The following is a 22,310-nucleotide window of genomic DNA, read 5'->3' on the forward strand; positions in this document are numbered from 1 at the left end:
CATCACACCGTCCACCGCGCCAATCCGCACGCCACGCACTAACCCTTGCCCACCACGCCAACCAGTGCTCCCGGGGGCGGCGGCCACCTTCCGGCTGCCCGCCACCCCCGGAGCCATGGGCATCAGCGGGTGACGTCCACGAAGATCGGGTTGGTGTAGAACCACGTGTCGAGCCACGGGTCACCCTTGCCCGGCTCGTGGGGGAGGGGGCCGTGGGGGTCGACGTTCGCGCCGAGGAATCCCGCCCCGTGGCGCTTGCCGTCACTGCCGCGCAGCCGCAGGTAGAACGGCTGGTCCGCGCGGCCGACCGGGATGCGCAGGGTGTACGTGCCGCGGCGGCCGTGCACGTCGGAGGTGTGGACGACCCGGGTGTCCGGGGCGCGCCAGGCATCGCGGTCGGCGGCCGGGCCGCGCACCGCACCGCGGATGACGTCGACGTGTTGCAGGCGCGGCAGCACCCCGTACGGGTTGCGGCGGGAGGCCGCGGTCACGGTCACGGTGAGGGTGAGTCGCTCACCCCGCCGGGCACGCAGCCGGCCGCCCAGGGTGGCGCTGTGGCCCCGCTCGCCGTGCACCTTGACGTCGATGCCGTCGATGAGGTGGCCGTGGTCCACCCACACCCGCCCGGCGCGCAGCCCCTCCATCACGTTGCGGTAGCCGTACCGGGTGACTCCGACGTGCGTACGGCTGAACTGGCCGGGCCAGAAGTCGCCGCCGGGCTGCGGCTCGGTGGTGTTGTACGGGTCGGGCAGCCGACCGGTGTTGTCGAAGTTCTGCCCGGGCTGCCATTCGCCGTTGACCCAGGTGTCCCGGGCGACCCGGTGCACGTCGGAGTTGGAGGTGATGGTGAAGAGCTTGCCCTCGGCCAGCATCGCGTCCCACAGGCCGCCCACGGTCGCGGTCGCCCAGTCGAAGCCGCCGTGGGTGACGTACGCCTCGCGCGGGTAGCCGGGCCAGGAGTCGGCGGAGGGCGAGTTGATGTACTCGCCGCGGACGCTGTTGTCCGGGTGCCAGCCCGGGATCGCACCCGCCTGGGCGCCCGGCGCACCCTCCATGCCGATCATGATCTCCGGGGCGGCGTCACGCCAACCGCGCAGCTCGTGCGGGGAGTCGATGCCGAGCCGCATCGGGTGATTGGCGAAGACCAGGACGTCGTCGACGTAGCGCGTACGACGCTGCTCGGCCAGCCACTTGAGGGCCTTGACCGCGTGGGCCTCGTTGCGCGGGGTGTCGGGGTGGGTCGGGCCGCCGGCGGTGTAACCCAGCAACTTGCCGTCGAAGGCTTCCTCGAAGCGGGTGAGCAGATCGACCTCGTGCCGCCCGGGCGGCGAGAAGACGGTGCAGTGCTCGGCGCCGGGGATGTACCACTCCAGGCCCTGGAAGATCAGCATGCGCCGGTTCTCGGCACGGGCCCGCAGGATCTCGCGGTGTTCCCGCGCGGCCCCGAACTTGGCGTGGCCGACGTTGCTGTGCTCGGTGAACACCATCCAGTCGAGGCCGAACTTCCGCCCCGCCGCGGCTATTTGGGAGAACGTGTACTTGGCGTCGTGGCTGTACACGGTGTGGTTGTGGTGGTCACCGACCAGGTAGACCAGGTTGGGGGCGTGGCCGTGCCCACCGCCGTGGCCGGGGTCGTGGCCATGTCCCCCGCCGTGCCCGCGCCCGTGGGCCAGTGCGGGAAGCGGCAGCGAGGCGGCGGCGAACCCCGCCCCGAACAGGCCGGCGCGACGCATCAGCCCTCGACGGTTGAGCCCCTGCGGGTCGAGTGATTCCGCGGGTACCTGGGGGTCAGCCCATTCGGGCACAGGGTGGGTCATGACGTGCGGTTCTCCATCGGTTAGGAAGATTTCGTGCACCGAGGAGGATTTCTGGACTATGGAACGACTGGATGAATCACGGACGAATTTCGCGGACCGCGCCTGTGGGGTGCCGGCGGAGGTCGACACGCGATGCGGCTCATGTGATCGGGGCGTCACTGCTGGTCAGCGCAGAGGGGGTGCCGGAGGCCGACGGTGGCGAGGCGCTCCCGGAGCGTGCTGACCCCGGCCCTCGTACGCGGCATCCGCCCGTAGGCGGAGCAGACGGCGTGGACGGGACAGATGGAGCGGGCGGAGCGGGTGGGCGGATGGAACGGGCCGTACGCGGCGTGAGCTCGTACACCTGCCCGGGGCCACATGCCTGCCCTGACCGTGCGCGGGCGCCTGCGCCGGGGTGCGGCGCGCCCGGCGAGATGCGGCGCCCGCGGCGGTGCGGCGGACTGCGGCGGTACGGAGGCGTCGGCGCGCACGGCCGAGCCGGAGTCGGTCGACATCAAGCCCCGGCCCAGGGCGCGACGAGGCGGGGCGATGCCGCCGCCGGCTGGACGGAAGTGCAGGTGTCGGCGGCGGCGCCCCCGTACTCAGCCCTTCGCGTCCCGTGCCGCCTGCTCAGCCTGCTCGGCCTTCTTCGCCTTCAGACGGACGGCCTCCTTGCGGACCTCGGCCTGCGTGGCGCGCTCGCGCTCCAGCCACTCGGGCCGCTCTTCCTTCAGCGCATCGATCTGCTGCGTGGTGAGCGGCTCGGTGACGCCACCGCGGGCGAGGCCCGACACCGAGACACCCAACTTCGCCGCGACGACGGGGCGCGGGTGCGGGCCGTTCTGGCGCAGGTCGCTCAGCCACTGGGGCGGGTCGGCCTGGAGGGCGTTCAGCTCGGTGCGCGAGACCACGCCCTCCCGGAATTCGGCGGGGGTGGCGTCGAGGTACACACCCAGCTTCTTCGCCGCGGTAGCGGGCTTCATGGTCTGGCTCATGGGTTAAGGGTAGCGAGCGAATGCGCAAACACTGACCACGGAGGGCTCGCCGCCGCCCCTTGCGCTCTGGTGTGTCGGTCGCTGACTACGGCCGGTAGTCTGGCGAGGTGACAGGCTCGGAAGACTCTCCCGCGTTCCGGCTCGCCTACGTACCCGGGGTGACGCCCTCGAAGTGGGTGCGCATCTGGCACGAGCGACTGCCCCACATCCCCCTCACCCTCACCCAGGTGCCCGCCACCGAGATCCGCGCGACCCTGCGCGAGGGCGAGGCCGACGCGGGGTTCGTCCGCCTGCCGGTCGACGGGGACGACCTCAGCGCGATCCCGCTCTACGAGGAGACGACGGTGGTCGTGGTTCCCAAGGACCACCTCTTCGCGGCGGCCGACGAGGTGGCCGTTGCCGATCTCGCCGACGAAGTGGTGCTGCACCCGCTGGACGACACCCTGGACTGGGAACACCCACCCGGGCGCGCCGCGCGCGAACGCCCCGCCACGACCGCCGACGCCGTCGAACTGGTGGCTGCGGGTATCGGACTGCTGATCGTCCCGCAGTCCCTGGCCCGACTGCACCACCGCAAGGACCTCACGTACCGCACGATCACGGACGTGCCCACCTCCCGCGTTGCGCTGTCCTGGCCGCAGGAAGCCACGACGGACCTGGTGGAGGACTTCATCGGCATCGTCCGCGGCCGTACCGTCAACAGCACCCGAGGCCGCCGCACCGAACCCGAGCCGAAGGCCAAGCGCGCAGAGAAGGGCGGCGCGCGACGACAGCAACCCACCGGGGGCAAGGCCGGCGGCAGGGGCACCGGCAAGGCGGCGGGCAAACCGTCCGCGAAGAACGCCCGCCGCGGCTCAGGCAGCCCCAAGAGCGGCAAGCCTCGGCGGAGGCCGTAGGGCTACTCCTCTTCCTGATCGCGACCGCCACCCTCTTCGGGGTTGTGGCCACCACTCTCGACTGCTGTCCCGACGGCATCGCGGTGGTGGGTTACGGCTGTCGCCTGGCGAGGTCGGTGGATAGGGCATGCCCGGCGGATCTTTCCGGGCCCGGTGCTCCTGGCATGGCTGTGTTACTGGGCCGCACCAAGGTTGGCCGGACGGACCGTCACGCGAGTGATGGCCACCGGTCGGCGGCCCACTCCAACCACCCTGACCACCCCGGAGGCGGACCTCCCACCTCATACCCATCGAGTTCCGCGGCGTCGGGCTCTTCGAACAGCGTCCTCCAGTGCACGAGGTCCGCCTCGCTCATCGCGAAGGTCTGACCAGGGGCGGAGGCCGACTGGCGATGGGCTATCCGAGCGCGTTGGGTCTCATGGTCCACCGGCAGGTACACGAGTTGACAGGACGCGCCCACTGACATCACCAACCAGCGGATAGCAGACCTCTCGTCACGAGACCAGCATCCGAAATCCAGGACCACGTTCGTTCCTAGCTTCAGCGCCTCCAGACCAAGCCAGAGCAGCCGTCCTTCCAGCACATCGCGCTTCCCTTCCGGTTGCGGGTCGCCGAACAGCGGGAGCATCCACTCATCCGGCGTCAGTCGCAGCGCGCTGTGCTCCCTGGCGAGCTGCCGCGCTCTCGTGGTCTTTCCGGCCCCCGGCAGGCCGACCATCAGGAACAACGTCGTCACGCCCAGATCGTGTCACGGCCCGAGAGCTCCTGAGTACGTTGATCCGGCCGCAACCCTGCGCAACGCCGCCCGGGCGAGGGTGCCGGACGGTGCCTCACGGGCGGCGTCCACGACGGCTCGGCCCCGTGCGGTAGTAGGTGCCCGCGCCCGCCCCCCCCACACCGCACCCCGACGCCGGTCGCTCCCTGGGCCTGACCGCAGCCGCGAACCGAAAGGCCGCACAGCGCCCAGGGCCCAGCGGGGAAACCCATCGAGTGGAATTGTGGCTGCCGCGGCTGAAAGTCCCCGTACGGAGCTCCCGAATGCGGGAGGAGGAAGGGGTGAAGAAGTCCGGCCCGCCCAAGTAGCGTGGAACGTAACCCACCCCGCCCACCCGGGCCCACCCCGCCCACCCGGGCCCAGCCTGCCCACCCAACACGACCGCCCCGAGGTGTCCCGATGGCCGATGCCAACTCACCTGTCTGCGAAGCCCACTTCGTGCGAACACCATTCCAGCTTCTGGGCGGCATGAAGTGGAAGAAGCTCGTCGCCTTCCGCGTCGATGGGGAAGGCGTGCTGCTCGGCGGCGCTCCGGCACGGTACGAGCGCCAGCTCGCCTCCGTACCCTGGAGTGACATCACGGCCATCGTGGTGTGGCACCAGCGCACGGCCGGCAACGGGATCAACCACATCGGCGTGCAGCGCAACCCCGGAGCACCCGCGCTGCCCGGTATGAACAGCCACCTCAGTCGAGTGCAGGCAAAGAGCGTGGCCCCCCATGTCGACTACGAACTCTTCCTGGCCAGCCGTCCCATCAACTTCTGGCGGCTCGACCCGCAACGCCTTCAGACCGCGGTGGACGCGTTCGCCCCCGGGGTCCCGGTGCTGGTGTACTCCCAGCCGCATCTTTCGTAGCCTCCGCCCGGCCGACCTGTACGGCACGGACGCTCGTGGTGGGCGGGCCACCGGGTCACCGAGTCAGCGCGAGCAGCTCGTCGATCGCCGCAGCATCACCCCCGCCACTGAGGTGGGCGATGGCGGCGAACGGTGCGATGGCCTGGCTCCAGGCGTGGAGTCGGTCACCGTCGAGTCCGCACGCCGCCGCCACCCGCGCACAGCGGGTCTCGACGCCTTCCAGTCCGGCGCCGGCGAGGACGTAGTCCACCGCGTCGAAGCAGGGATCGCCGACACAGGCCTTCGGGTCGATGGCGATGAGCCCGCGCCCCGCACCGCCGTCGAGCACGTTGCCCAGGTGCAGGTCGCCGTGGAGCAGCACGGTGGTGGTCTCCGTCGCCAGCAGCCGGTCGCAGCGTCGGATGGCCAGGTCCCATGCGGTGGGCGCCAGCCGTGCACGGACCGCGGGCTCGGACAGCCGCCTGCCGACCCGGGCGAACGCCTCCTCGCACCGCCCGCGCAACACCCGCCCCGGCAGCGGAGGCGGAGTAACCCCGTGCAAGGCGGTGAGCAGCTCCGACCACCGTTCCGGAAGCGACGCCGCGGGCAGGTCTTCGGCCGGCGTGCCGGGCACCACGTCCTCCAGTAGCATGGCGCCCGCCGCCTCGTCGGCGGCCCGCACGGCGGGCACCCGGCCCGAGGCACCGAACCACCCCAGCATGCGGACTTGCTCGGCCAGCAGGGCCCGTTCCGGGCTGACCTTCAGCACGGCGCGCGTACCATCGGGCAGGCGGCACCGCATCGTGACCGACGAGGCGCCGTCCGGGAGGAGTTCACCGAAGGCGAGCCCCCACCGGCCCGCCAATCGCGCGACGAGATCAGGCACGCCGGCGCACCATGGCGCGACCCGCGGACCGAACCGACGTACCAGGCGCGCGGTCACGCTTTCGACATCCACCAGAAGTCGTGTCATGAGAGCAGTGTGGCGTCCTCGCTCTCCCCGCCCCCGTCTTTTCCGTGGCTCACCGTGAGGGCGATCCGACGAAGCCCCGCGGACCCGGTCAATCACGCAACCTTCGGGCTGACGCCGAGCCCGCCCGGCTGCCCGCCTACGATGCATCAAGCCTGCACCGCAAAGGAGTTGGAGCACCAGTGGCCAAGGTGATCAGCCGGCAGACCATGGAGATTCTGGTCGACTACTACGGGTTCGCCCTTCAGGAAGCGGACGAATCGAAGATCCCGGCCCCGTTTCCAGAAGGCCGCGCTGACCCCGGCACGGAATTCCTCATCTCGCGCCCCATGCGGGTCGACGTGGACAGCGCCGGACACACGCACGAGGCCCCACTGATCGTTGAGGTGTGGGACGGGGAGCCGCCCGTCGACCACGCCGCAGAGTGGGAAGCGCGGGACGAGATCACCATGGCTTCGCCCACCGGACAGCTTTCGGTGTGGGTGATTGCCGGTCGGGTGGGGGAGCACATCGAGTTGGGGCGTACGAAGACGACCTGGCGGGTGCGGATCTACTGTGCGGGGCGCAAGAAGGTGGCCCACCTGGCTCAGTTCGGAGTGCCGGAGGGCGTGGAGAGGTACCTCGTGCAACTCTGGCCGGTGACGTGACAGCGGAGCACTTCCTGCCGACAGAGACCCCGCCAACAGCACAGCGAGCGCCCTTCACTTCCCGCACCGCCCCCGCATGCCCCACCACCATCGGCAACGAGCCCCCCGCCCGGCCCGCCGCCGTAACCCTGACGACCGCCCACACCCCAAGCCCACACACCACACCCCAAGCACCCACGTTGACAGGCCTACGCAAGAACAGGTCTACGTACGAGAAGAGACACCCCCCACCCTGACCACATCAGCCGAACAACCCTGCACCAAGCGGGCGTTGGGCGTCGAAGCCGGGGAGGATCAGGAAGGTTGCGCTGGCGGTCGTGGTGGTGAAGGGGAGTAGGGCGTCGGAGGTTTCCATGTGGGTGAGGGTTGCGGTGAAGGTCCGTAGGTCGTTCTGGAAGCTGATGAAGAGCAGACCGGGGGCCGGCTGGTCGATGCTGTAGGAGCGGCGGAGCATCAGCCCGACTCCGACGGCGGTCGCATGCGCTCTGCGTGCGTGGGCCGTGGCGGGGACGAGGTAGCGGCCGTCCGGGGTCTTGGCGCCGAGTTCGGGGCCCGCTGCGGCGCTGCCGCCGGAGAGCGGGACGCCGGTGGCCCGGCGTCGGCCGAACACGGCTTCCTGCTCGGCCACCGACAGGGCGGCGAACCGCGGCAGGTCCAGCTCCATGCGCCGCAGGACGGCGATGGTGCCGCCGGCGACCGCGGGCGGCCCCGCAAGCCACAGGTCACGTTGCTGTTCGGGGCCGGTGTGTGGGCCCACGATGCCGTCGATGAAGCCGAGCGGGTTGCGGGGCGCGGTCAGATCATCGCCGACGGGGACGTCCGTACCGCGGTGTGCGGACTGGCGCCAGCGTTCGCGGACGCGGTCGCCGGCCCGGTCCAGAAGCGCGGCGGCAGCGACCGGCAGCAGCAGCGCGTCGCTGGCGCAGACCTGGAGCAGCAGGTCACCGCCGCGCGCCTGGGGGGTGATCCGTTCGCGGGAGAAGCGCGGCAGGTCGGTCGTACCGGGCAGCGCGGCACCCGCCGTGCGGACGAGCCGCGGGCCCACGCCGACGGTCACGGTGAGGTCACCCGGGGCCAGGCCGAGCAGCCGCGGATCGGACCCGGCGGTGAGCGTACGAATGGTCTGGCCGAGCTCGGCCAGGAGCGGGCCGGGAGCCCCCCGGGCGCCGAGGTCGGCCACCACGGCGAGCAGGTGCGGCTGTGCCGGCCGGGGGAGCGTGATGCCGGCCTGATGGCGGCCCGTCGCCGAAACCGCGCCGGGCGCGGCGCCCGTCGCCGGGGCACGCCCGTCCTGCGAAGGCGAGCCCGAGGAACCAGGGGAGTCAGCCGTGCACCCCGCGGCCAGCCCGACAGCCATCACCGCGCCGGTGACGTCGAGGAACGTACGGCGTGACGGGTGCTGATCGGCTCGGCGCATGGTGCGCACAGTGCCACAAGCAAGGGGGCTCCCGCCGGTCAACTCGGCCATTTTGGCGTTGAATTCGGCGCCGTGCCAGACTGGGATCATGCCTCGATTAGCTCTTCGCGTGGTGGCGGCGGTGGTGAGCACGCTGACCCTGGTGGCCGGCTGTGGCGGCGATGGTGACGGCGGGGACGAAGCGAGCGAGGGTCGGCGTCCGGCCGGCTCTCGGGTGACGATCCGCGTGCCCGCCGACGCCCCGACGATCTCGGCCGCGGTGTCCCTGGCCCACCCCGGTGACCTGGTGCTCGTCGCGCGGGGCGTCTACCACGAGTCGGTGAAGGTGGACACGCCGCGCATCACCCTCCGCGGGGTGTCCCGGGACCAGGTCGTCATCGACGGCCGGTTGCGGCAGCCGAACGGCATCGTCGTCTCGGCGCCGGGGGTGGCCGTGCAGAACCTGACCGTGCGGCACAACACCCAGAACGGGCTGCTGATCACCGGCTCGGCGAAGGCGGCTGCCGGCCTGCCGGGCACCAGCGGCGGCTACGACACCGGCGACGAGCCCGTCACCTTCTTGAAGTCCTTCCTGGTCTCCCATGTGACCGCCACCCGCAACGGCCTGTACGGCATCTACGCGTTCTCCGCCCAGAACGGGGTCATCGAGCACTCGTACGCGTCGGGCGGCGCCGACTCGGGGATCTACGTCGGCCAGTGCAAACCCTGCAAGATCGTCGTGCGGAACAACGTCGCCGAACTCAACGCGGTCGGCTTCGAGGGCACCAACGCCAGCGAAGACCTGTACGTGGTCGGCAACCGCCTGGTCGGCAACCGGGTTGGACTCACCACCAACTCCGACCACCAGGAGAAGCTGTTGCCGCAGCGGGGCTCCGTCATCGCGGGCAACCTGATCGCCGCCAACCAGCAGTCCGCCACCCCGGAGCAGGCCGACGGCGGGTGGGGCATGGGCATCGGTGTCGACGGCGGCAGCGACAACCGGTTCGTACGCAACCGCATCAGCGGCAACCGCACCGCCGGACTGGTGATCACCGCGACCGCCGACCTGCCACCGACCGGCAACCAGATCGTCGAGAACACCTTCGCCGACAACGGCGTCGACGTCGGCTGGACGTTCCCCACCGCCACCCGCGGCCGGGGCAACTGCCTGCGGGACAACGAGCTGCGCAGCACCGTTCCGGCCCGGCTCACGCGGACCGCGGCCTGCCCGCTGCCGGCCGGCTCGCCACCCTCACCGGCCGGCACCTGGGCGGCGCCGCCCGCGCCGGGCGGCATTCCGTTCAGCGAGGTCGCGGAGCCCACCCCACAGCCGCAGTTCCCCGCCGCCACGACCACCGGCGCCACCACCGTCCCGCCCGTACCGGCGCTGCCGAAGACGGAGGACATCCCGCTGCCCGCCGACTCGCTGCTCGCCGCGAACGCGCGGGTGCAGCCCTCCTGAACCGCGGCTACCGGCTGAACCGCGGCTACCGGCGCGTGGCGGCCTGGGGGAGTGGCGTGACCGGGACGAAGTCGTGGGTGTCGAAGTCGATGACCACCGGCTCCGGCTGCGACCCCAGGCTGGCGCGGACCCGGTACATGGTGCCCTCCGAATCGATCCAGTAGCGCACGTTCCCCGTCGTACCGGAGCGGTCGGGGGAGGACGGCCCGGCCATCACGTCCAGCCGCCGCCCGGCCACCCGCTCCCGCCCCCACCAGGCGGCGCCGTTCTGCGGCAGCAGCTCGGCGTTGTCCGGCCGGTCGCCGCCGAGCCCGAGCGCGATGGACAGGGCGGTATCCAGTGCACTGCCCGCCTTCAACAGCGGCCGGTCGTGCCAACCCGCGCGGGGCGGGGTGGCCGGGGCCTGCGCCGGGGCCCGCGTCATCGGGCGGACGTGCACGGCGGTGGGCGTCCACTGGATCAGCCCGCCGCTGGACTCGTTGCGCCCGGTGCCGTGCAGCACGCCGTAGCCGATCCTGTGCCGGTAGTCGACGGACCCGGTGACGGTCAACTCGCCGGCGGGGCCCGGCACGTTGATCGTCACGGCACGGCCCTGTTCCTGGTAGTTGCGGAAGCGCGTGATGGCCAGCCGGCTCGCCTCGTCCGCCGTCAGCGGGCGGGGCCCGTCCGCGCCGGAGTCCTCGTCGGCGACCAGGAGCACGGCCACCACGGTCGCCGCGGCCAGCGCGAGCGCGACGACGCCGATGAGGACCGCCGCGCGGCGCGAGCGCGGCCAACGACGCCGGTCGGCCGCACGGGCCGGTGGGGCTTGCCGGGTTGCCGCGTTCCGTACGCGGTTCGACGCTGACACTCTCTCGTCCATCCTTTCGATCACCGGGCGCCGCCGGCTGCCGCGGCCTGGGGTGGCACCCGGTGGCAGACGACGCCAAGGCCGGCCCCTACGGGACCGGCCGAGGTGTGATCGGCCCGGCCGCGCCCTCGGGGGGCCGGGCGGGCCCATCACTGTCGTACGGATCGCTCAGTGTTGCCGGGCGCGCCGGTTGCGGGTGACGAACACGATGGCCAGACCCGATCCCACGAGGAGACCGACGAGGCCGATCACGCCCACGAGACCGGACGTACCGGTGTTGGCCAGCGAACCTCCGCCCCCGTCGGGCGGAGCCGGCTGGTTGGCCGGCGGCGCGGGTGGCGGCTGGGCGCCCCCGGGCGGCGGCGGAATCGGACCTGACGTGGTGGTCGGCGTGGGCACCGGCGTCGAGGTCGGCGTGGACGTGGAGGTGGGTGCGGGAGTGGGTGTGTCGGTCGACGTGGGGGTGGGAGTCGGCGTCGAGGTGGCGGTGGAGGTGGGCGTCGGGGTGGGTGTCGGGGACGGGGTGTCCTTGTGGATGTAGACCCCGGCGTCGATCGTGTGGTCCACGCCGCCCGCCTTGGCCGGCGCCGTGACGGGCGCGGTGCCGTCACACAGCGGTCCGCTGGTCGGCGGCGTCACATTGGAGTCGTGCACCCGGTCGGAACCGACCCGCGGAAGGGTGAACCGCAGCTCGCTCGCCGGGGGTTGCTCGGGCACCTGGCTGGTGTCCGCGGTGCACACGTCGAACTGCACCGTGTACTTCGCGCCCGGTGTGAGCTCGTACTCGGCGCCGACACCACCGAAGTAGTACTCGCCGGCGGCATTGGTCTTGGTCGTGGCGACCTGCTTGCCGTCCGCGTCCCGCAGGTTGATCGTCGCCCCCGGCAGCAGTACGTGCCCCGGGTCCTGGATGCCGTTGTGGTCGCCGTCGAACCACACGACGTTGCCGATCTGGATTGGCGCGTTGGCCGCCGCGTACGCGATGTCACCGAGCCCGCCGGCCTTGCCGAACCCGCCCTGGCTCTGGTTGACGAACTCGAAGCCGTTGCCCTTGGGGTTGTTCCCCGGACCCTGGCCCGTCGTGATGTCGAAGTACCCGGTGCCCGAGGTCGCGACGTCCACGACCGGGTCGAACTCCGTGCTCGCCACCCACTGTTGGCGCGGGATGTACGCCACCGACCCCAGCGCGGTCTCCTGGTGCGCGGTGGTGTAGTAGTCGCCGGGGAAGTACTCGACGACGCCGGCGGGTTGGCCCCCGCTGTTGGCCGGGGTGGCGTGGTTGGGGCACTTTCCGGTGCCTTCCCACTCGTACTCACCGGTGGCCGTCGCGCAGACCATGGTGATGTCACCGCCCGACATGCCGTTCTCGGGTGTGTCGTTCCCCGGGCGGGGGTCCAACCCTCCCCAGCCGAGCACGTCCATGAACCGGTCGCGGAAGCCCAGGATGATCGACCCGTCACGGGCGAAGGCGAGGGAGGCGAGTTCCGGCTGCGGGTCGATGAAGACGTTGCCCGCCTTCCGGTCGTCCCAGGTGGCCAGGCTGGTGTTCCACGGGTTCCAGTGGGTGGCCTTGTCACCGGTGCCGAAGACGCTGCCGCGCTCGGCCGTCAGCGGGTGGCTCAGCACCGTCTTGAACCGCTTGCCGTCGTAGGTGGCGACGTATGCCTTCAGGTCCGCGCGCTGCTGCGTGCTCTCCGCACTGCACACTCCGCCGACGTACACGGTGCCGTCGTGCACCTGGAGGCCGAACGGCCGCCAGTCATCGCGGCTCGCACACCCGGGGTCCGGGATCGCGACCGTCGACTTGGGCGATGCGGCGGCGTCCCCCGTCGCATCGAAACTCACCAGGCTGCGGGTCTTCAGGTTCACCGCGTACAGCGTGGCGCCGTCATCGGAGAGGGCAAGGCCGCCGATGCTCTCCTTGCCCGGTGCCTCGGTGAAGCCGCCGTCCTTGATCATGTTGGCGGAGTCGTGCTGCGTCACTGCGGCGCCCGGCACCCGGGCGAACGGCTTCGGCGTGCCCGAGCCGTCCACCGGAACGGTGTAGATCGCGTCCCCGCCGCCGGGCCCGTACGCGGCGTAGCGGCGCGCGAAGGCGCTCTGGAACAGCCGCTTGCGCCCCGTGTCGTACGCGAGGCCGAACGTCGTGCCCACCTGCTCCTGGGTGGCCAGCGTGGTCGGGCACGCCACATCGGTGGGACAGGTGCCACGGGTCTGGGTGCCGAACGCCACCAGCGCCCGCTTGTCGGTCCCGTTGGCGCCGTTGTGGACCGGTACGAAGTACCGCGAGTCCGGCAGCGTGTAGTCGGCCGGATTCCACACGCCCGTCACCACCGAGGCGTCCTGCCCGTCCGACACGTCCACGAACGACGTGAAGCTGTCGAAGTGGTTCTCGGCCGTCGAAGCCGGCGCCGCCCGCAGGTAGCTGTCGTACGGCGCCGGGACGCTGACGTCGACCCGGTAGTGGCCGCCGTTCAACTCGGACGACTTCGACACCACGACCTTCCCCGTGGCATCCGTGACGCCGGTGACGACGTGCCCGTCGGGGTCGGAGACCGCCACCTTGATGCCCCGCTGCGGTACGTCCATCGCCGCGTTGACCACGCCGGTGCCGAAGAAGTCGCGCAGCACCGCGACCGTCAGCGTGCCGTCGGAGGTCGAGGCGGAAGCCGGCCCGGCCGTCGCGCCCACTGCGCCGCCGGCCAGCAGGAGGACGGACAACCCGATGCGCCCCGACGATCCCGCAAGTCTCCGGACTAACCGGTGCGCGTCTGTGTCGACTCGGTTCATGGCATCACACTCCACACTTTTCTGACTTCTCCTGTTATGTCTTGTCATGCCTTGATGTGAAAACGAGACACCCGCTTCTCGCTACGCGGCCACTTCATGACCCCTGGCGCGGACGCCGATGGTGAACGTCACGGAAGGAAACGGCCCACCGTCATGACGTGGACCGTTCTGTGGTGATCGCCTGAGGTATTGCGGATGAGCTGAGCACCGGGGGCAGGGAAACCACGCGCACGTTCACGATCTCGGATGGACTCGCCCCGGGCTGCGTGGTCCAGCAGCTCCAGCACGATGCCCACCCCTCTGCTCCCGCCCTCGGCCGCACCGGCCGCCATCGTGAGCAGCGCACGATATCCTATCTTCTGAAGTCACGCAGCCACCAGCAAAACCCCTCGTATCAAACGCCGTTCCGCGATAGCCATCGTCGCCCGGAGAATGACGGCGGGAAGAATGTGCGAGGTGGGGCGGTGGCCGAATCTCATCCCCCGTAATCCAGGTCGAGCGGGCGGCATGCCTCGGACCTGCCCCTTGTGTCGAGGCTGCTGCACAGTCGAGCCGCGTTCGCCCCGCTCGCTGCCCGACTGGCGTGCCATACGGGCCAGTTGGCGGAGTGCGGCGGCGCTCCACCGGCCCGTCCCGTGCACGGTGCGGAAGCCCGGGGCGTACGGTTGCGGCCGGGGGCGCGACGCGTACGAGCGGCGCCAACGAGGGCGGTCGTAGCCTCCAGAGTTCTGCGGTCCATGATTGCCCCGCCCTTGACACGGCGCGGGCGCCATGGGGCTAGGTGTGAGAAACGGCCGAGCGCCATGGAATTCCCGTCCATGAGAACGGATATGGGCGAAATGATGCTGGTGGCAGCGCCGTCGATTCCTCCCCAAGAGGGCTGCGAAGGGAAATTCGGCGCAATGACCGAGTCCGATTTTCCGGATCGGGAAGTGCATTCCCCGAACCTGCACCGCCGTTCCCTTGCGGACGCGTTACGGGCCGGCGCATTCTCGGTCGGAGCCGCCGGCCGGCAGGAAGCACACGCGCAGCGCGGCGCGGTCGGGGCCGCCGATCATCCGCGTGAAGCGGTAGATGGCTGTATCGGACGCCCGTGTGACGACCAGGCGCCGCGGGTGCGCGTCGGGCGCGGTGATCTCGACGGCGTCACCGACCTTCGCGTGCCAGATCCGGCCCCACGCGGCCGAGCACACGGTGCTGTACCTGATCTCCACGCGCGCACCGGTCGCCGCGCGGTGCTGCGGGCCGAGGGAGATCACCCGGCCCGGCAGACCGCAGGACATCTCGTCGGGATCCTTGCCGTCGCAGGTCTTGCCCTGGCAACCGGGGGCCGGATCGAGCGTGGGCGCCGCCGGGCTCGCCGGCGGCCCGCTGCCCAGACCCCGTAGGGCCGGCGCCGCCAACAGTGCGGCCGTCGCCGCCGCGACCACGCCCACGGCCGCGGCGAGCAGCCACTGCCGCCGCGCCCTCGCTGGGCCTGTCGCCCCACCTACCGGCACACCCGCGTCCCGCACCTCACCCGTGTCGGCGGACTCGCCCGTACCGCCCGTGCCCGTGGCGGGAGCGACGGCGGCAGCGAGAGCGGGCGCGGCAGCGGCGGCCTGTTCGACGGGCCGGGCGTGGTGGGCGCGACCGCTCCACTCCGCGTCCGCCAGCTCCCACAGCGCGAGCAGCCGTCCGGCGGGCTCGCCGGCCACCTTGCACAGCGCGTCGACGGCCTGGCGGGGCACCGGGCTCTTGCCGTTGAGGTAACGCGCCCAGGAGGACTTGCTGTACGCGGTGCGCTCGGCCAGGGCCGCCAGGCTCAACCCCGTCCGGGCCTTCATCTCGCGTAGCCCCTCGGCCAGCGCCACGCACTCGGGAGCCGGGCCGGTCAACCGCGCAGCTCCTGCCAGGTGTGCGGCCCCACGACGCCGTCGGCCGGCAGCCCGGCCTTCTTCTGTAGGCGGACCACGGCGGCGATGGTCTGCTGCCCGTAGATCCCGTCGACGGTGCCCGGGTTCAACCGGTGGTGGCGCAGCAGGCACTGGGCCTCCACCACGTCCCAGCCGGGACCTGCGAGGACGGCCGTGCGCGTGGTGCTGTAGCCGGCGAACAGGCCGCCGCCCGCCCCGCCGTCGCGCCGGACCGGGCAGGAGTAGGTCTTGCCCGGCCGGAAGAGGTACTTGCCGGGCCCTCCCGGGGTGCTGGTCGGCGAGGCGGTCGCCGCCGCCTTCACCCGGCTCGTCGTGCCGTCCTCCTCGTCCCAGGGGGTGGCGATCACCATGCCGGCGCCGACCCCCAGGAGGACGGCGGCGAGCACGGCGGCCACCGCGAGGGACCTGCGCACGCTCAGCAACCGCGGGGCGCCCTGCGCGGCGGGCGAATCCGCGGCGGGCCCGGGCGCCTCCGTCGACACCGCGCCGGCTTCGGGCGTGGTCTCCTCCTGCTCCGCTGCGTCCTGCTGGTCCGCGTCCTGCGTACGGTCCGGCGGCGCGGCCGAAGCCGACTGCTGCCATGCCTCCTTGGCCACCTCGTGGAGGACCAGCAGCCGCACCGGGTCGGCCCCCGCGGCCCGCGCCAGCTCTTCCACCGCGCGCTGCGGCGGCAGCGCCTGGCCGTTCAGATAGCGGTCCCACGAGGACCGGCTGTACCCGGTCTTGGCCGCGAGCGCGATCATGCTCAGCCCGCTGCGGTCCTTCAACCTCCGAAGCTGTACGACGAGTTGCTGGACCCTCTGGTCTAGAGAATCGGGCAATGCCTTCCAACGCGGCATAATTCCCCCCGTTTGCCGTCAACGGTCCTCAATGCTCTCACTGCCGTGCCCCGTTGGTACACCGCGCGTGGGTCATGGAGCACGGACCGGCGGGACACGCCCCATGCTTTCGGCCAGCCCGAAGCCGCCGCGAGAGCCCGTACCCCCGTCCCACGACTGCCTCATCCCGCCCGGCGTCATGGCAGGTCAGGGCGGGGAACGTCTCGCTGTGACCCCAACTGGTCGGCCGGCCTCGCGGCGCCGCCCGGGCCACGGGCAAGCTCAGTGCCGACAGCAGGACGGCGCGCTCCACACCACGCCGTCCGCTCGATCCACGGGGAAGGACAACCAGCCATGAACGCACACAAGCGGTTCACCCTGGCCGGCCTGGCGGCCGTCATGAGCATCGGCGGCCTGGGGCTCATCACGGCGCCACCGGCCTCCGCCGAAGGCGCCTGCACCGACTGGCGCGTCATCCAGGTCGACCACAACGCGGCCGGCCTCAAGTACCGGGAGTGCGACCGTTACAGCGGCGACCGTACGCAGACCAAGGCGCAGCTGTACCTGTGGGACAACAAGCACGACGGCAAGGTGGCCCAGGGGTACACCGCGACCGGCTCGAACAAGGACGGTTCCTGGCAGCAGAGCTGGGAGCGCTACTACGCATGGGGGAACGAGAAGCACCACAGCCCCCTGATCGACACGGGCTGGCACAAGGGCCACGACGTGAAGGTGCTCCTCAAGGCCACGCGGGGCTGACCGCGCGGCCCCGGCAGACCGGATTCCGCGGCGTCACCGCAGCCGGCGGTCACGCCGCGGAACCGCAGTGGGGGGGCCCCCCCCCCCCCCCCCCGCCCCGCGCGGGGGGGGGGGGGGGCCCCCCCCCGCGACGATCGCGGAGATGGCCATGCAGCGCTCGCCGGCCGAGCCGTACGCGGCCGAGACCGCGGCGTCGGCCGCCGCGTCCAGGTCGGCGTCGGGCAGGACGAGCATGTGGTTCTTGGCGCCGCCGAGCGCCTGCACCCGCTTGCCGCTGGCGGTGCCGGCCGCGTGCACGTGGCGGGCGACGGGGGTGGAGCCGACGAAGCTGACCGCGGCGATGTCGGGGTGCTCCAGGATGCGGTCGACGGCCACCCGGTCGCCGTTGACGACGTTCAGCACGCCGTCCGGCAGGCCGGCCCGGGCCGCGAGTTCGGCCAGCTTGTACGCGGCCGACGGAACCTTCTCGCTCGGCTTGAGGACGAAGGTGTTGCCGCAGGCGATGGCCAGCGGGAACATCCACAGCGGCACCATGGCGGGGAAGTTGAACGGCACGATGCCGGCCACCACGCCCAGCGGCTGCCGGATCGCGGCCACGTCCACCCGGGTGGAGACCTGGGTGGACAGCTCGCCCTTGAGCAACTGCGGGATGCCGCAGGCGAGTTCGACGATCTCCAGGCCGCGGGCGACCTCGCCGAGCGCGTCGGCGTGCACCTTGCCGTGCTCGGCGGTGATCAGCCGGGCGATCTCCTCGCGGTGGGCGTCGAGGAGTTCGCGGTAGCGGAAGAGGAACGCGGTGCGGCGGGCCAGCGACGAGGTGCCCCAGTCGGTGGCGGCGGCGCGGGCCGCGGCCACCGCCGCGTCCACCTCGGCGACGGAGGCGAACGCGACCCGGGCGGTCTGCTCACCGGTCGCCGGGTCGGTCACCGGCCCGTACGCGCCGGACGTGCCGTCGACGGGCCTGCCGCCGATCCAGTGGTCGATGGTCTGCATACCAGCGGGACCTTTCTCCTGAAACGACATCGTGGGATGACAGTTGGGGGCAACGCTTCGGGGCGACACCTTGGGACGGCAGGCGGGGCGCGTGCGGGGCGCCGCGGTCGGGGGCGGGCGACGCCCCGTACGCCTCACCCGCACGCACCGCTCGTACGCCTCACCCGCACGCACCGCTCGTACGCCTCACCCCTACGCGTCACTCGTGCGGCACCGCCCAAACCCACCACCCGTACGCCTCACCCGTACGCGTCACAGGTAGCGCCGCCGGCCCTCCGCACGCTGCTCGTACTCCTGCCGGGCCCGGGTGGCCGCCGGGCGGGTCGCCACCTCGGCAACGGGAACATCCCACCACGCATGGGTGCCCGGATCGCTGGACACTGTGTCGGCCGTTTCGGTCTCCACATAGACACATGTGGGCTGGTCGGAGGCGCGGGCGGCGGCCAGGGCGGTGCGCAGTTCGCCGACGGTCGCCGCGCGCAGCACCTGCACGCCCAGGCTGGCGACGTTGGCGGCCAGGTCGACCGGGAGCGGCGGGCCGGTGTAGCTGCCGTCCGCGGCGCGGAAGCGGTACGCGGTGCCGAACCGTTCGCCGCCCACCGCTTCGGAGAGCCCGCCGATGGAGGCGTAGCCGTGGTTCTGGATCAGTACGACGTTGATGTTGACGCCCTCCTGGACCGCGGTGACCAGTTCGGTGGGCAGCATCAGGTACGTGCCGTCGCCGACCAGCGCCCACACCGGCCGGTCGGGCGCGGCGAGCCTGACGCCGATGGCGGCCGGGATCTCGTACCCCATGCAGGAGTAGCCGTACTCCAGGTGGTACTGCCGCCGGGACCTGGCCCGCCAGAGTTTGTGCAGGTCACCGGGGAGGGAGCCGGCCGCGTTGAGGACCACGTCGGTGTCGCCGACGACCGCGTCGAGCGCGCCGAGCACCTGCTGTTGGGTGGGCCTGGCGTCGTCGGGGGCCGCGTAGACGCGCGCGACGACCTCCTCCCAGCGGGCCTTGCCCACCGCGTACTCGCTCGCGTACGCCTGGTCGACGCGGTGGCCGCGCAGCGCGTCGGCGAGCGCCTCCAGGCCGGTGCGGGCGTCGCAGACCAGCGGCAGGGCGGCGAGCTTGGCGGCGTCGGCGCCGGCGATGTTGAGGCCGACGAAGCGCACGGCCGGGTCGGCGAAGAGGGTGGCGGATGCGGTGGTGAAGTCGGAGAGCCGGGTGCCGACGCCGATGACCAGGTCGGCGGTGCGGGCCAGGTCGTTGGCGGCTGCGGTGCCGGTGTGGCCGACGCCGCCGAGGTCGGCCGGGTGGTCGTGGCGCAGCGAGCCCTTGCCGGCCTGGGTGGAGACGACCGGGATGCCGGTGGCGTCGACGAGGGCGCGCAGCGCGTCCTCGGCCGCGCTGTGGTGCACGCCGCCGCCGGCGATGAGCAGCGGGCGGCGGGCGGCGCGCCCGGCCCGGACCACCGCGGCGCGTTCGGCCGGGTCGGGCGCCGGGCGGCGCACCGGCCAGACCCGCTCGGCGAAGAACTCCACCGGCCAGTCGTACGCCTCCACCTGCACGTCCTGCGGCAGGGCGAGGGTGACGGCGCCCGTCTCGGCCGGGTCGGTCAGCACCCGCATCGCCTGGAGTGCGGCCGGAACCAGCGCCTCCGGGCGGGTGATGCGGTCGAAGTAGCGGGAGAGCGGGCGCAGCGCGTCGTTGACCGACACGTCTCCGGCGTACGGGACTTCGAGCTGTTGCAGCACCGGGTCGGCGGGCCGGGTGGCGAAGGTGTCGCCGGGCAGCAGCAGCACCGGCAGCCGGTTGATGGTGGCGAGCGCGGCGCCGGTGGCCAGGTTGGTGGCGCCGGGGCCGATCGAGGTGGTGACGGCGTGCGCGGCGAGCCGGTCGCGCTGGCGGGCGTAGCCGACGGCGGCGTGCACCATGGCCTGCTCGTTGCGGCCCTGGAGGTAGGGCAGGTCGGTGCCGGACTCCAACAGGGCCTGGCCGACGCCGGCCACGTTGCCGTGCCCGAAGATGCCCCAGCAGGCGGTGATCAACCGCTGGGTACGGCCGTCGCGCTCGGTGTGCTGCGCGGCCAGGAAGGCGACCAGGGCCTGGGCGACGGTCAGCCGGCGGGTGCTCATCGGGCGTCTCCTGGGGGGGGGGGGGGGGTTTCTGGAGTGGCCGGGGTTCCGGATGGGGCAGAGGTCCCGGGGAGAGTCGGGGCGCCGGGAGTGGCTGGGGTCTCCGGAGTAGCAGAGGTCCCGGAGGTGGCCAGGGTCACGGAGGAGGCCGGGGGCCCGGAGGTGGTCGGGGAGGCTTCCGCGGTGGACCCCGGCGCCGGTCCCGCCGGGCCGTCGGCCGGCGCCCCGTACAGCGGCAGCCGGGGATCGACCCGCTGCCCGGGCCAGGTGTCGCGGATCCAGGCGTGGTCGGGGTGGTCGCAGATCAGCCAGGCGCGTTCGGCGCCGGGGCCCGCCATCACGTTGAGGTAGTAGAGGTCGTGGCCGGGGGCGGCGATAGACGGGCCGTGCCAGCCGTCGGGGATCAGCACGGCGTCGCCGGTGCGCACCTCGGCGAGTACGTCGGACTCCTTCCCGCGCCCGGACGGCGTCACCCGCTGGTAGCCGACGCCGGGCGTGCCGTGCGCCTCGGCGACCTCGAAGTAGTAGATCTCCTCCAACTCCGACTCCACGCCGGGGCGGTGCTCGTCGTGCTTGTGCGGCGGGTAGGAGGACCAGTTGCCGCCGGGGGTCAGCACCTCAACCGCGATCAGCCGGTCGCAGTCGAAGACGCCGGCCGCGGCGAAGTTGTTGACCTGCCGCGAACAGGTGCCGCTGCCGCGCAGCTCCACCGGCACGCCGGCCGCCGGCCCGTACCGCGCCGGCAACACCCGCTCGCACCGCGCCCCGACCAGCGCGAACCGGCCGCCCGCCGCACTCTCGACGCGGGCCGTTGCGTCCCGCGGCAGGTACGCGAAGTCGGTGACCCCGCTGAACACGTCGGGCCGCCCGTGCAGGGCGAACCGCTGCTCCCCGACGGTCACGGTGCAGCCGCCGGCCAGCGGCAGCACGATCCACTCGCTGTCCCCGGTGGCCCACTCGTGCGCCGCACCGGCCGCGAGGCGCAGCACGCGCAGCGAGGAGTAGCCCCAGCCGGCCCGCTCGGGATCGACGGCCAGCGCGTAGGGCCCGTCCCCCGCGCTGCCGGCCGGCAGGTGCAGGCCGTGCGGGCCGTCGGGACGGGGTGGCTGACGGTGCGTCGTCACGCTCATGTGCTCGTCTTTCGTTCGACGTTCGACGTTCGTACGGGGGCGGGCGCGGGCTCCCACCACCGGCGGCGGCCACTCGGGGGCGGACGGCCGGCGGCGGTCGCCCGGTGCGCGATCACAGCAGCCCCACCGCCGTGTCCACCGCGGCGCCCACGTCCCCGTCCGCCGGGTAGAGCAGCGAACGGCCGGCCACCAGCCCCTGCACCGTGGGCAGCTTGAGCGCGTGCCGCCAGCGCTCGTACGCCCGCTCCTGGTCGGCGGCCGAGCGGCCCACGTCGCCGCCGAGCAGCACCGCGGGCAGCGTGGAGGTCTCCATGACCCGCGCCATGTCCTCCGGCTCCGCGGTGACCGGCACCTTGAGCCAGGTGTACGCGGAGGTGCCGCCGAGGCCGGAGGCGATGGCGAGGGAGTGCGCGACGGCGTCGGCGCTCAGGTCGTTGCCGATCTTCCCGTCGATGCGGCGGGAGATGAAGGGTTCGACGAAGACCGGCAGCCGGTGGGCCGCCATGTCGTCGATGGCGCGGGCGGCCGACAGCATGGTGTCCAGCGAACCCGGATCGTCGTAGCCGATGCGCAGCAGCAACTTGCCGGCGTCGAAGCCGAGCCGGGCCAGGTCCTCGGCACGGTGCCCGGTGAACCGGTCGTCCAGCTCGAACGCCGCCCCGGCCAGCCCGCCGCGGTTCATCGAACCCATCGCGACCTTGCCTTCGAGCGCCCCGATGAGCAGCAGGTCCTCCAGGATGTCCGCGGTGCCGAGCACCCCGTCCACGCCGGGTCTGGAGAGCGCGAGGCAGAGGCGTTCGAGGAGTTCGACCCGGTTGGCCATGGCGAGTTCCCGGCCGCCGACGGCGAGCGCGCCGCGCGCCGGATGGTCCGCCGCGATGATCATGAGCCGCCCGCTGGCCCCCACCAACGGTCGTCTGACCCGACGCGCGGCGGCCTCCGCGATGGCCTCAGGATGCCGGGTCCGCACCTTCACGATGTCGGAGATACGGATAGTCACGGGATCTGCTCACTCTCACGGGTGGTGGGGCGGGACGGTGACGGGGGGCGGGGCCGGGGCGAGCCCCGGCGGTGGTACGGGGTGCGTGGCTGGAGCGGTGTACGGGGTGCGGTGGGGCGGTCCTTGCGCGGTGGGGCGTACGGCGTGGTCCTTGCCCGG

At 72.3% G+C, this 22,310-nt stretch carries 16 protein-coding genes and 2 pseudogenes; 5 read left to right on the forward strand and 13 right to left on the reverse strand.

The window, feature by feature from the left end; genetic code table 11:
• Nucleotides 1–122 precede the first annotated feature (122 nt).
• Together AAHZ94_RS05110 and AAHZ94_RS05115 are read right to left on the reverse strand one after the other, a co-directional pair.
• On the reverse strand, nt 123–1,817 hold the full coding sequence (locus AAHZ94_RS05110) for a PHP domain-containing protein (protein ID WP_349990879.1): 1,695 nt from the start codon (nt 1,815–1,817) through the stop codon (nt 123–125).
• 581 nt (nt 1,818–2,398) lie between these two features.
• Nucleotides 2,399–2,791 carry a DUF5997 family protein gene (locus tag AAHZ94_RS05115; RefSeq protein ID WP_349990880.1) on the reverse strand — a complete coding sequence of 131 codons (393 nt, stop codon included), beginning with the start codon at nt 2,789–2,791 and terminating at the stop codon, nt 2,399–2,401.
• Between the two features lie 107 nt (nt 2,792–2,898).
• Here AAHZ94_RS05115 and AAHZ94_RS05120 point away from each other — a divergent pair, with 107 nt between their 5' ends.
• Complete coding sequence (locus AAHZ94_RS05120) at nt 2,899–3,687, forward strand: LysR family transcriptional regulator substrate-binding protein (protein ID WP_349990882.1); 789 nt, start codon at nt 2,899–2,901, stop codon at nt 3,685–3,687.
• Between the two features lie 208 nt (nt 3,688–3,895).
• On the opposite strand, the gene AAHZ94_RS05125 is transcribed toward AAHZ94_RS05120, so the two are convergent.
• Nucleotides 3,896–4,423, reverse strand: coding sequence for a P-loop nucleotide/nucleoside kinase family protein (locus AAHZ94_RS05125; RefSeq protein WP_349990884.1), 528 nt, complete (start codon nt 4,421–4,423; stop codon nt 3,896–3,898).
• A gap of 507 nt (nt 4,424–4,930) precedes the next feature.
• Between AAHZ94_RS05125 and AAHZ94_RS05130 the strand changes: the two genes are divergently transcribed.
• Entirely contained in the window at nt 4,931–5,317 is a 387-nt protein-coding gene (locus AAHZ94_RS05130; RefSeq protein ID WP_349990885.1) for a hypothetical protein, read from the forward strand.
• A 55-nt stretch (nt 5,318–5,372) separates the two neighbouring features.
• Here the strand turns inward: AAHZ94_RS05130 and AAHZ94_RS05135 are convergent, their stop codons facing one another.
• Complete coding sequence (locus tag AAHZ94_RS05135) at nt 5,373–6,269, reverse strand: aminoglycoside phosphotransferase family protein (RefSeq protein ID WP_349990887.1); 897 nt, start codon at nt 6,267–6,269, stop codon at nt 5,373–5,375.
• Between the two features lie 179 nt (nt 6,270–6,448).
• On the opposite strand from AAHZ94_RS05135, the gene AAHZ94_RS05140 reads away from it, so the two are divergent.
• Nucleotides 6,449–6,913, forward strand: a complete 465-nt coding sequence (locus tag AAHZ94_RS05140; protein WP_349990889.1) for a hypothetical protein — start codon at nt 6,449–6,451, stop codon at nt 6,911–6,913.
• Nucleotides 6,914–7,154: 241 nt separating this feature from the next.
• Here AAHZ94_RS05140 and AAHZ94_RS05145 read toward each other — a convergent pair whose 3' ends face one another.
• A complete protein-coding gene (locus AAHZ94_RS05145) occupies nt 7,155–8,330 on the reverse strand; it encodes a Dyp-type peroxidase (RefSeq protein ID WP_349990890.1) in 1,176 nt (391 codons plus the stop codon).
• A gap of 88 nt (nt 8,331–8,418) precedes the next feature.
• Between AAHZ94_RS05145 and AAHZ94_RS05150 the strand changes: the two genes are divergently transcribed.
• On the forward strand, nt 8,419–9,771 hold the full coding sequence (locus tag AAHZ94_RS05150) for a NosD domain-containing protein (protein ID WP_349990892.1): 1,353 nt from the start codon (nt 8,419–8,421) through the stop codon (nt 9,769–9,771).
• Between the two features lie 25 nt (nt 9,772–9,796).
• On the opposite strand, the gene AAHZ94_RS05155 is transcribed toward AAHZ94_RS05150, so the two are convergent.
• From AAHZ94_RS05155 to AAHZ94_RS05170, 4 genes are all read right to left on the reverse strand, one after another.
• Nucleotides 9,797–10,477, reverse strand: coding sequence for a hypothetical protein (locus AAHZ94_RS05155; protein ID WP_349990913.1), 681 nt, complete (start codon nt 10,475–10,477; stop codon nt 9,797–9,799).
• A gap of 312 nt (nt 10,478–10,789) precedes the next feature.
• A complete protein-coding gene (locus AAHZ94_RS05160) occupies nt 10,790–13,312 on the reverse strand; it encodes an SdrD B-like domain-containing protein (protein WP_349990914.1) in 2,523 nt (840 codons plus the stop codon).
• Nucleotides 13,313–14,385: 1,073 nt separating this feature from the next.
• Entirely contained in the window at nt 14,386–15,288 is a 903-nt protein-coding gene (locus AAHZ94_RS05165) for a helix-turn-helix domain-containing protein (protein WP_349990893.1), read from the reverse strand.
• Nucleotides 15,285–16,166, reverse strand: a complete 882-nt coding sequence (locus AAHZ94_RS05170; RefSeq protein WP_349990895.1) for a helix-turn-helix domain-containing protein — start codon at nt 16,164–16,166, stop codon at nt 15,285–15,287. The genes AAHZ94_RS05165 and AAHZ94_RS05170 overlap by 4 nt, the downstream gene beginning before the upstream one ends.
• 333 nt (nt 16,167–16,499) lie before the next feature.
• Here AAHZ94_RS05170 and AAHZ94_RS05175 point away from each other — a divergent pair, with 333 nt between their 5' ends.
• A complete protein-coding gene (locus AAHZ94_RS05175) occupies nt 16,500–16,904 on the forward strand; it encodes a hypothetical protein (protein ID WP_349990897.1) in 405 nt (134 codons plus the stop codon).
• A gap of 120 nt (nt 16,905–17,024) precedes the next feature.
• Here AAHZ94_RS05175 and mmsA read toward each other — a convergent pair.
• The 4 genes and pseudogenes from mmsA to AAHZ94_RS05195 form a co-directional block, all read right to left on the reverse strand.
• A pseudogene (mmsA, locus tag AAHZ94_RS05180) lies at nt 17,025–17,897 on the reverse strand (CoA-acylating methylmalonate-semialdehyde dehydrogenase); the annotation flags it as partial.
• Between the two features lie 252 nt (nt 17,898–18,149).
• On the reverse strand, nt 18,150–20,021 hold the full coding sequence (gene iolD, locus AAHZ94_RS05185; RefSeq protein ID WP_349990899.1) for a 3D-(3,5/4)-trihydroxycyclohexane-1,2-dione acylhydrolase (decyclizing): 1,872 nt from the start codon (nt 20,019–20,021) through the stop codon (nt 18,150–18,152).
• A gap of 203 nt (nt 20,022–20,224) precedes the next feature.
• Nucleotides 20,225–21,151: pseudogene (gene iolB / locus AAHZ94_RS05190) on the reverse strand (5-deoxy-glucuronate isomerase); the annotation flags it as partial.
• Between the two features lie 112 nt (nt 21,152–21,263).
• Nucleotides 21,264–22,151, reverse strand: coding sequence for a Cgl0159 family (beta/alpha)8-fold protein (locus tag AAHZ94_RS05195; RefSeq protein WP_349990901.1), 888 nt, complete (start codon nt 22,149–22,151; stop codon nt 21,264–21,266).
• Between the last annotated feature and the right edge of the window lie 159 nt (nt 22,152–22,310).

The sequence above is a fragment of the Streptomyces sp. HSW2009 genome (assembly GCF_040240285.1).
Classification (GTDB): domain Bacteria; phylum Actinomycetota; class Actinomycetes; order Streptomycetales; family Streptomycetaceae; genus Streptomyces.

Coding starts and splice junctions, on each gene's coding strand:
- AAHZ94_RS05175 (WP_349990897.1), top strand. CDS start 16,500: ATGAACGCACACAAGCGGTTCACCCTGGCCGGCCTGGCGGCCGTCATG.
- AAHZ94_RS05130 (WP_349990885.1), top strand. CDS start 4,931: ATGAAGTGGAAGAAGCTCGTCGCCTTCCGCGTCGATGGGGAAGGCGTG.
- AAHZ94_RS05170 (WP_349990895.1), bottom strand. CDS start 16,166: ATGCCGCGTTGGAAGGCATTGCCCGATTCTCTAGACCAGAGGGTCCAG.
- AAHZ94_RS05110 (WP_349990879.1), bottom strand. CDS start 1,817: ATGACCCACCCTGTGCCCGAATGGGCTGACCCCCAGGTACCCGCGGAA.
- AAHZ94_RS05145 (WP_349990890.1), bottom strand. CDS start 8,330: ATGCGCCGAGCCGATCAGCACCCGTCACGCCGTACGTTCCTCGACGTC.
- AAHZ94_RS05115 (WP_349990880.1), bottom strand. CDS start 2,791: ATGAGCCAGACCATGAAGCCCGCTACCGCGGCGAAGAAGCTGGGTGTG.
- AAHZ94_RS05150 (WP_349990892.1), top strand. CDS start 8,419: ATGCCTCGATTAGCTCTTCGCGTGGTGGCGGCGGTGGTGAGCACGCTG.
- iolD (WP_349990899.1), bottom strand. CDS start 20,021: ATGAGCACCCGCCGGCTGACCGTCGCCCAGGCCCTGGTCGCCTTCCTG.
- AAHZ94_RS05135 (WP_349990887.1), bottom strand. CDS start 6,269: ATGACACGACTTCTGGTGGATGTCGAAAGCGTGACCGCGCGCCTGGTA.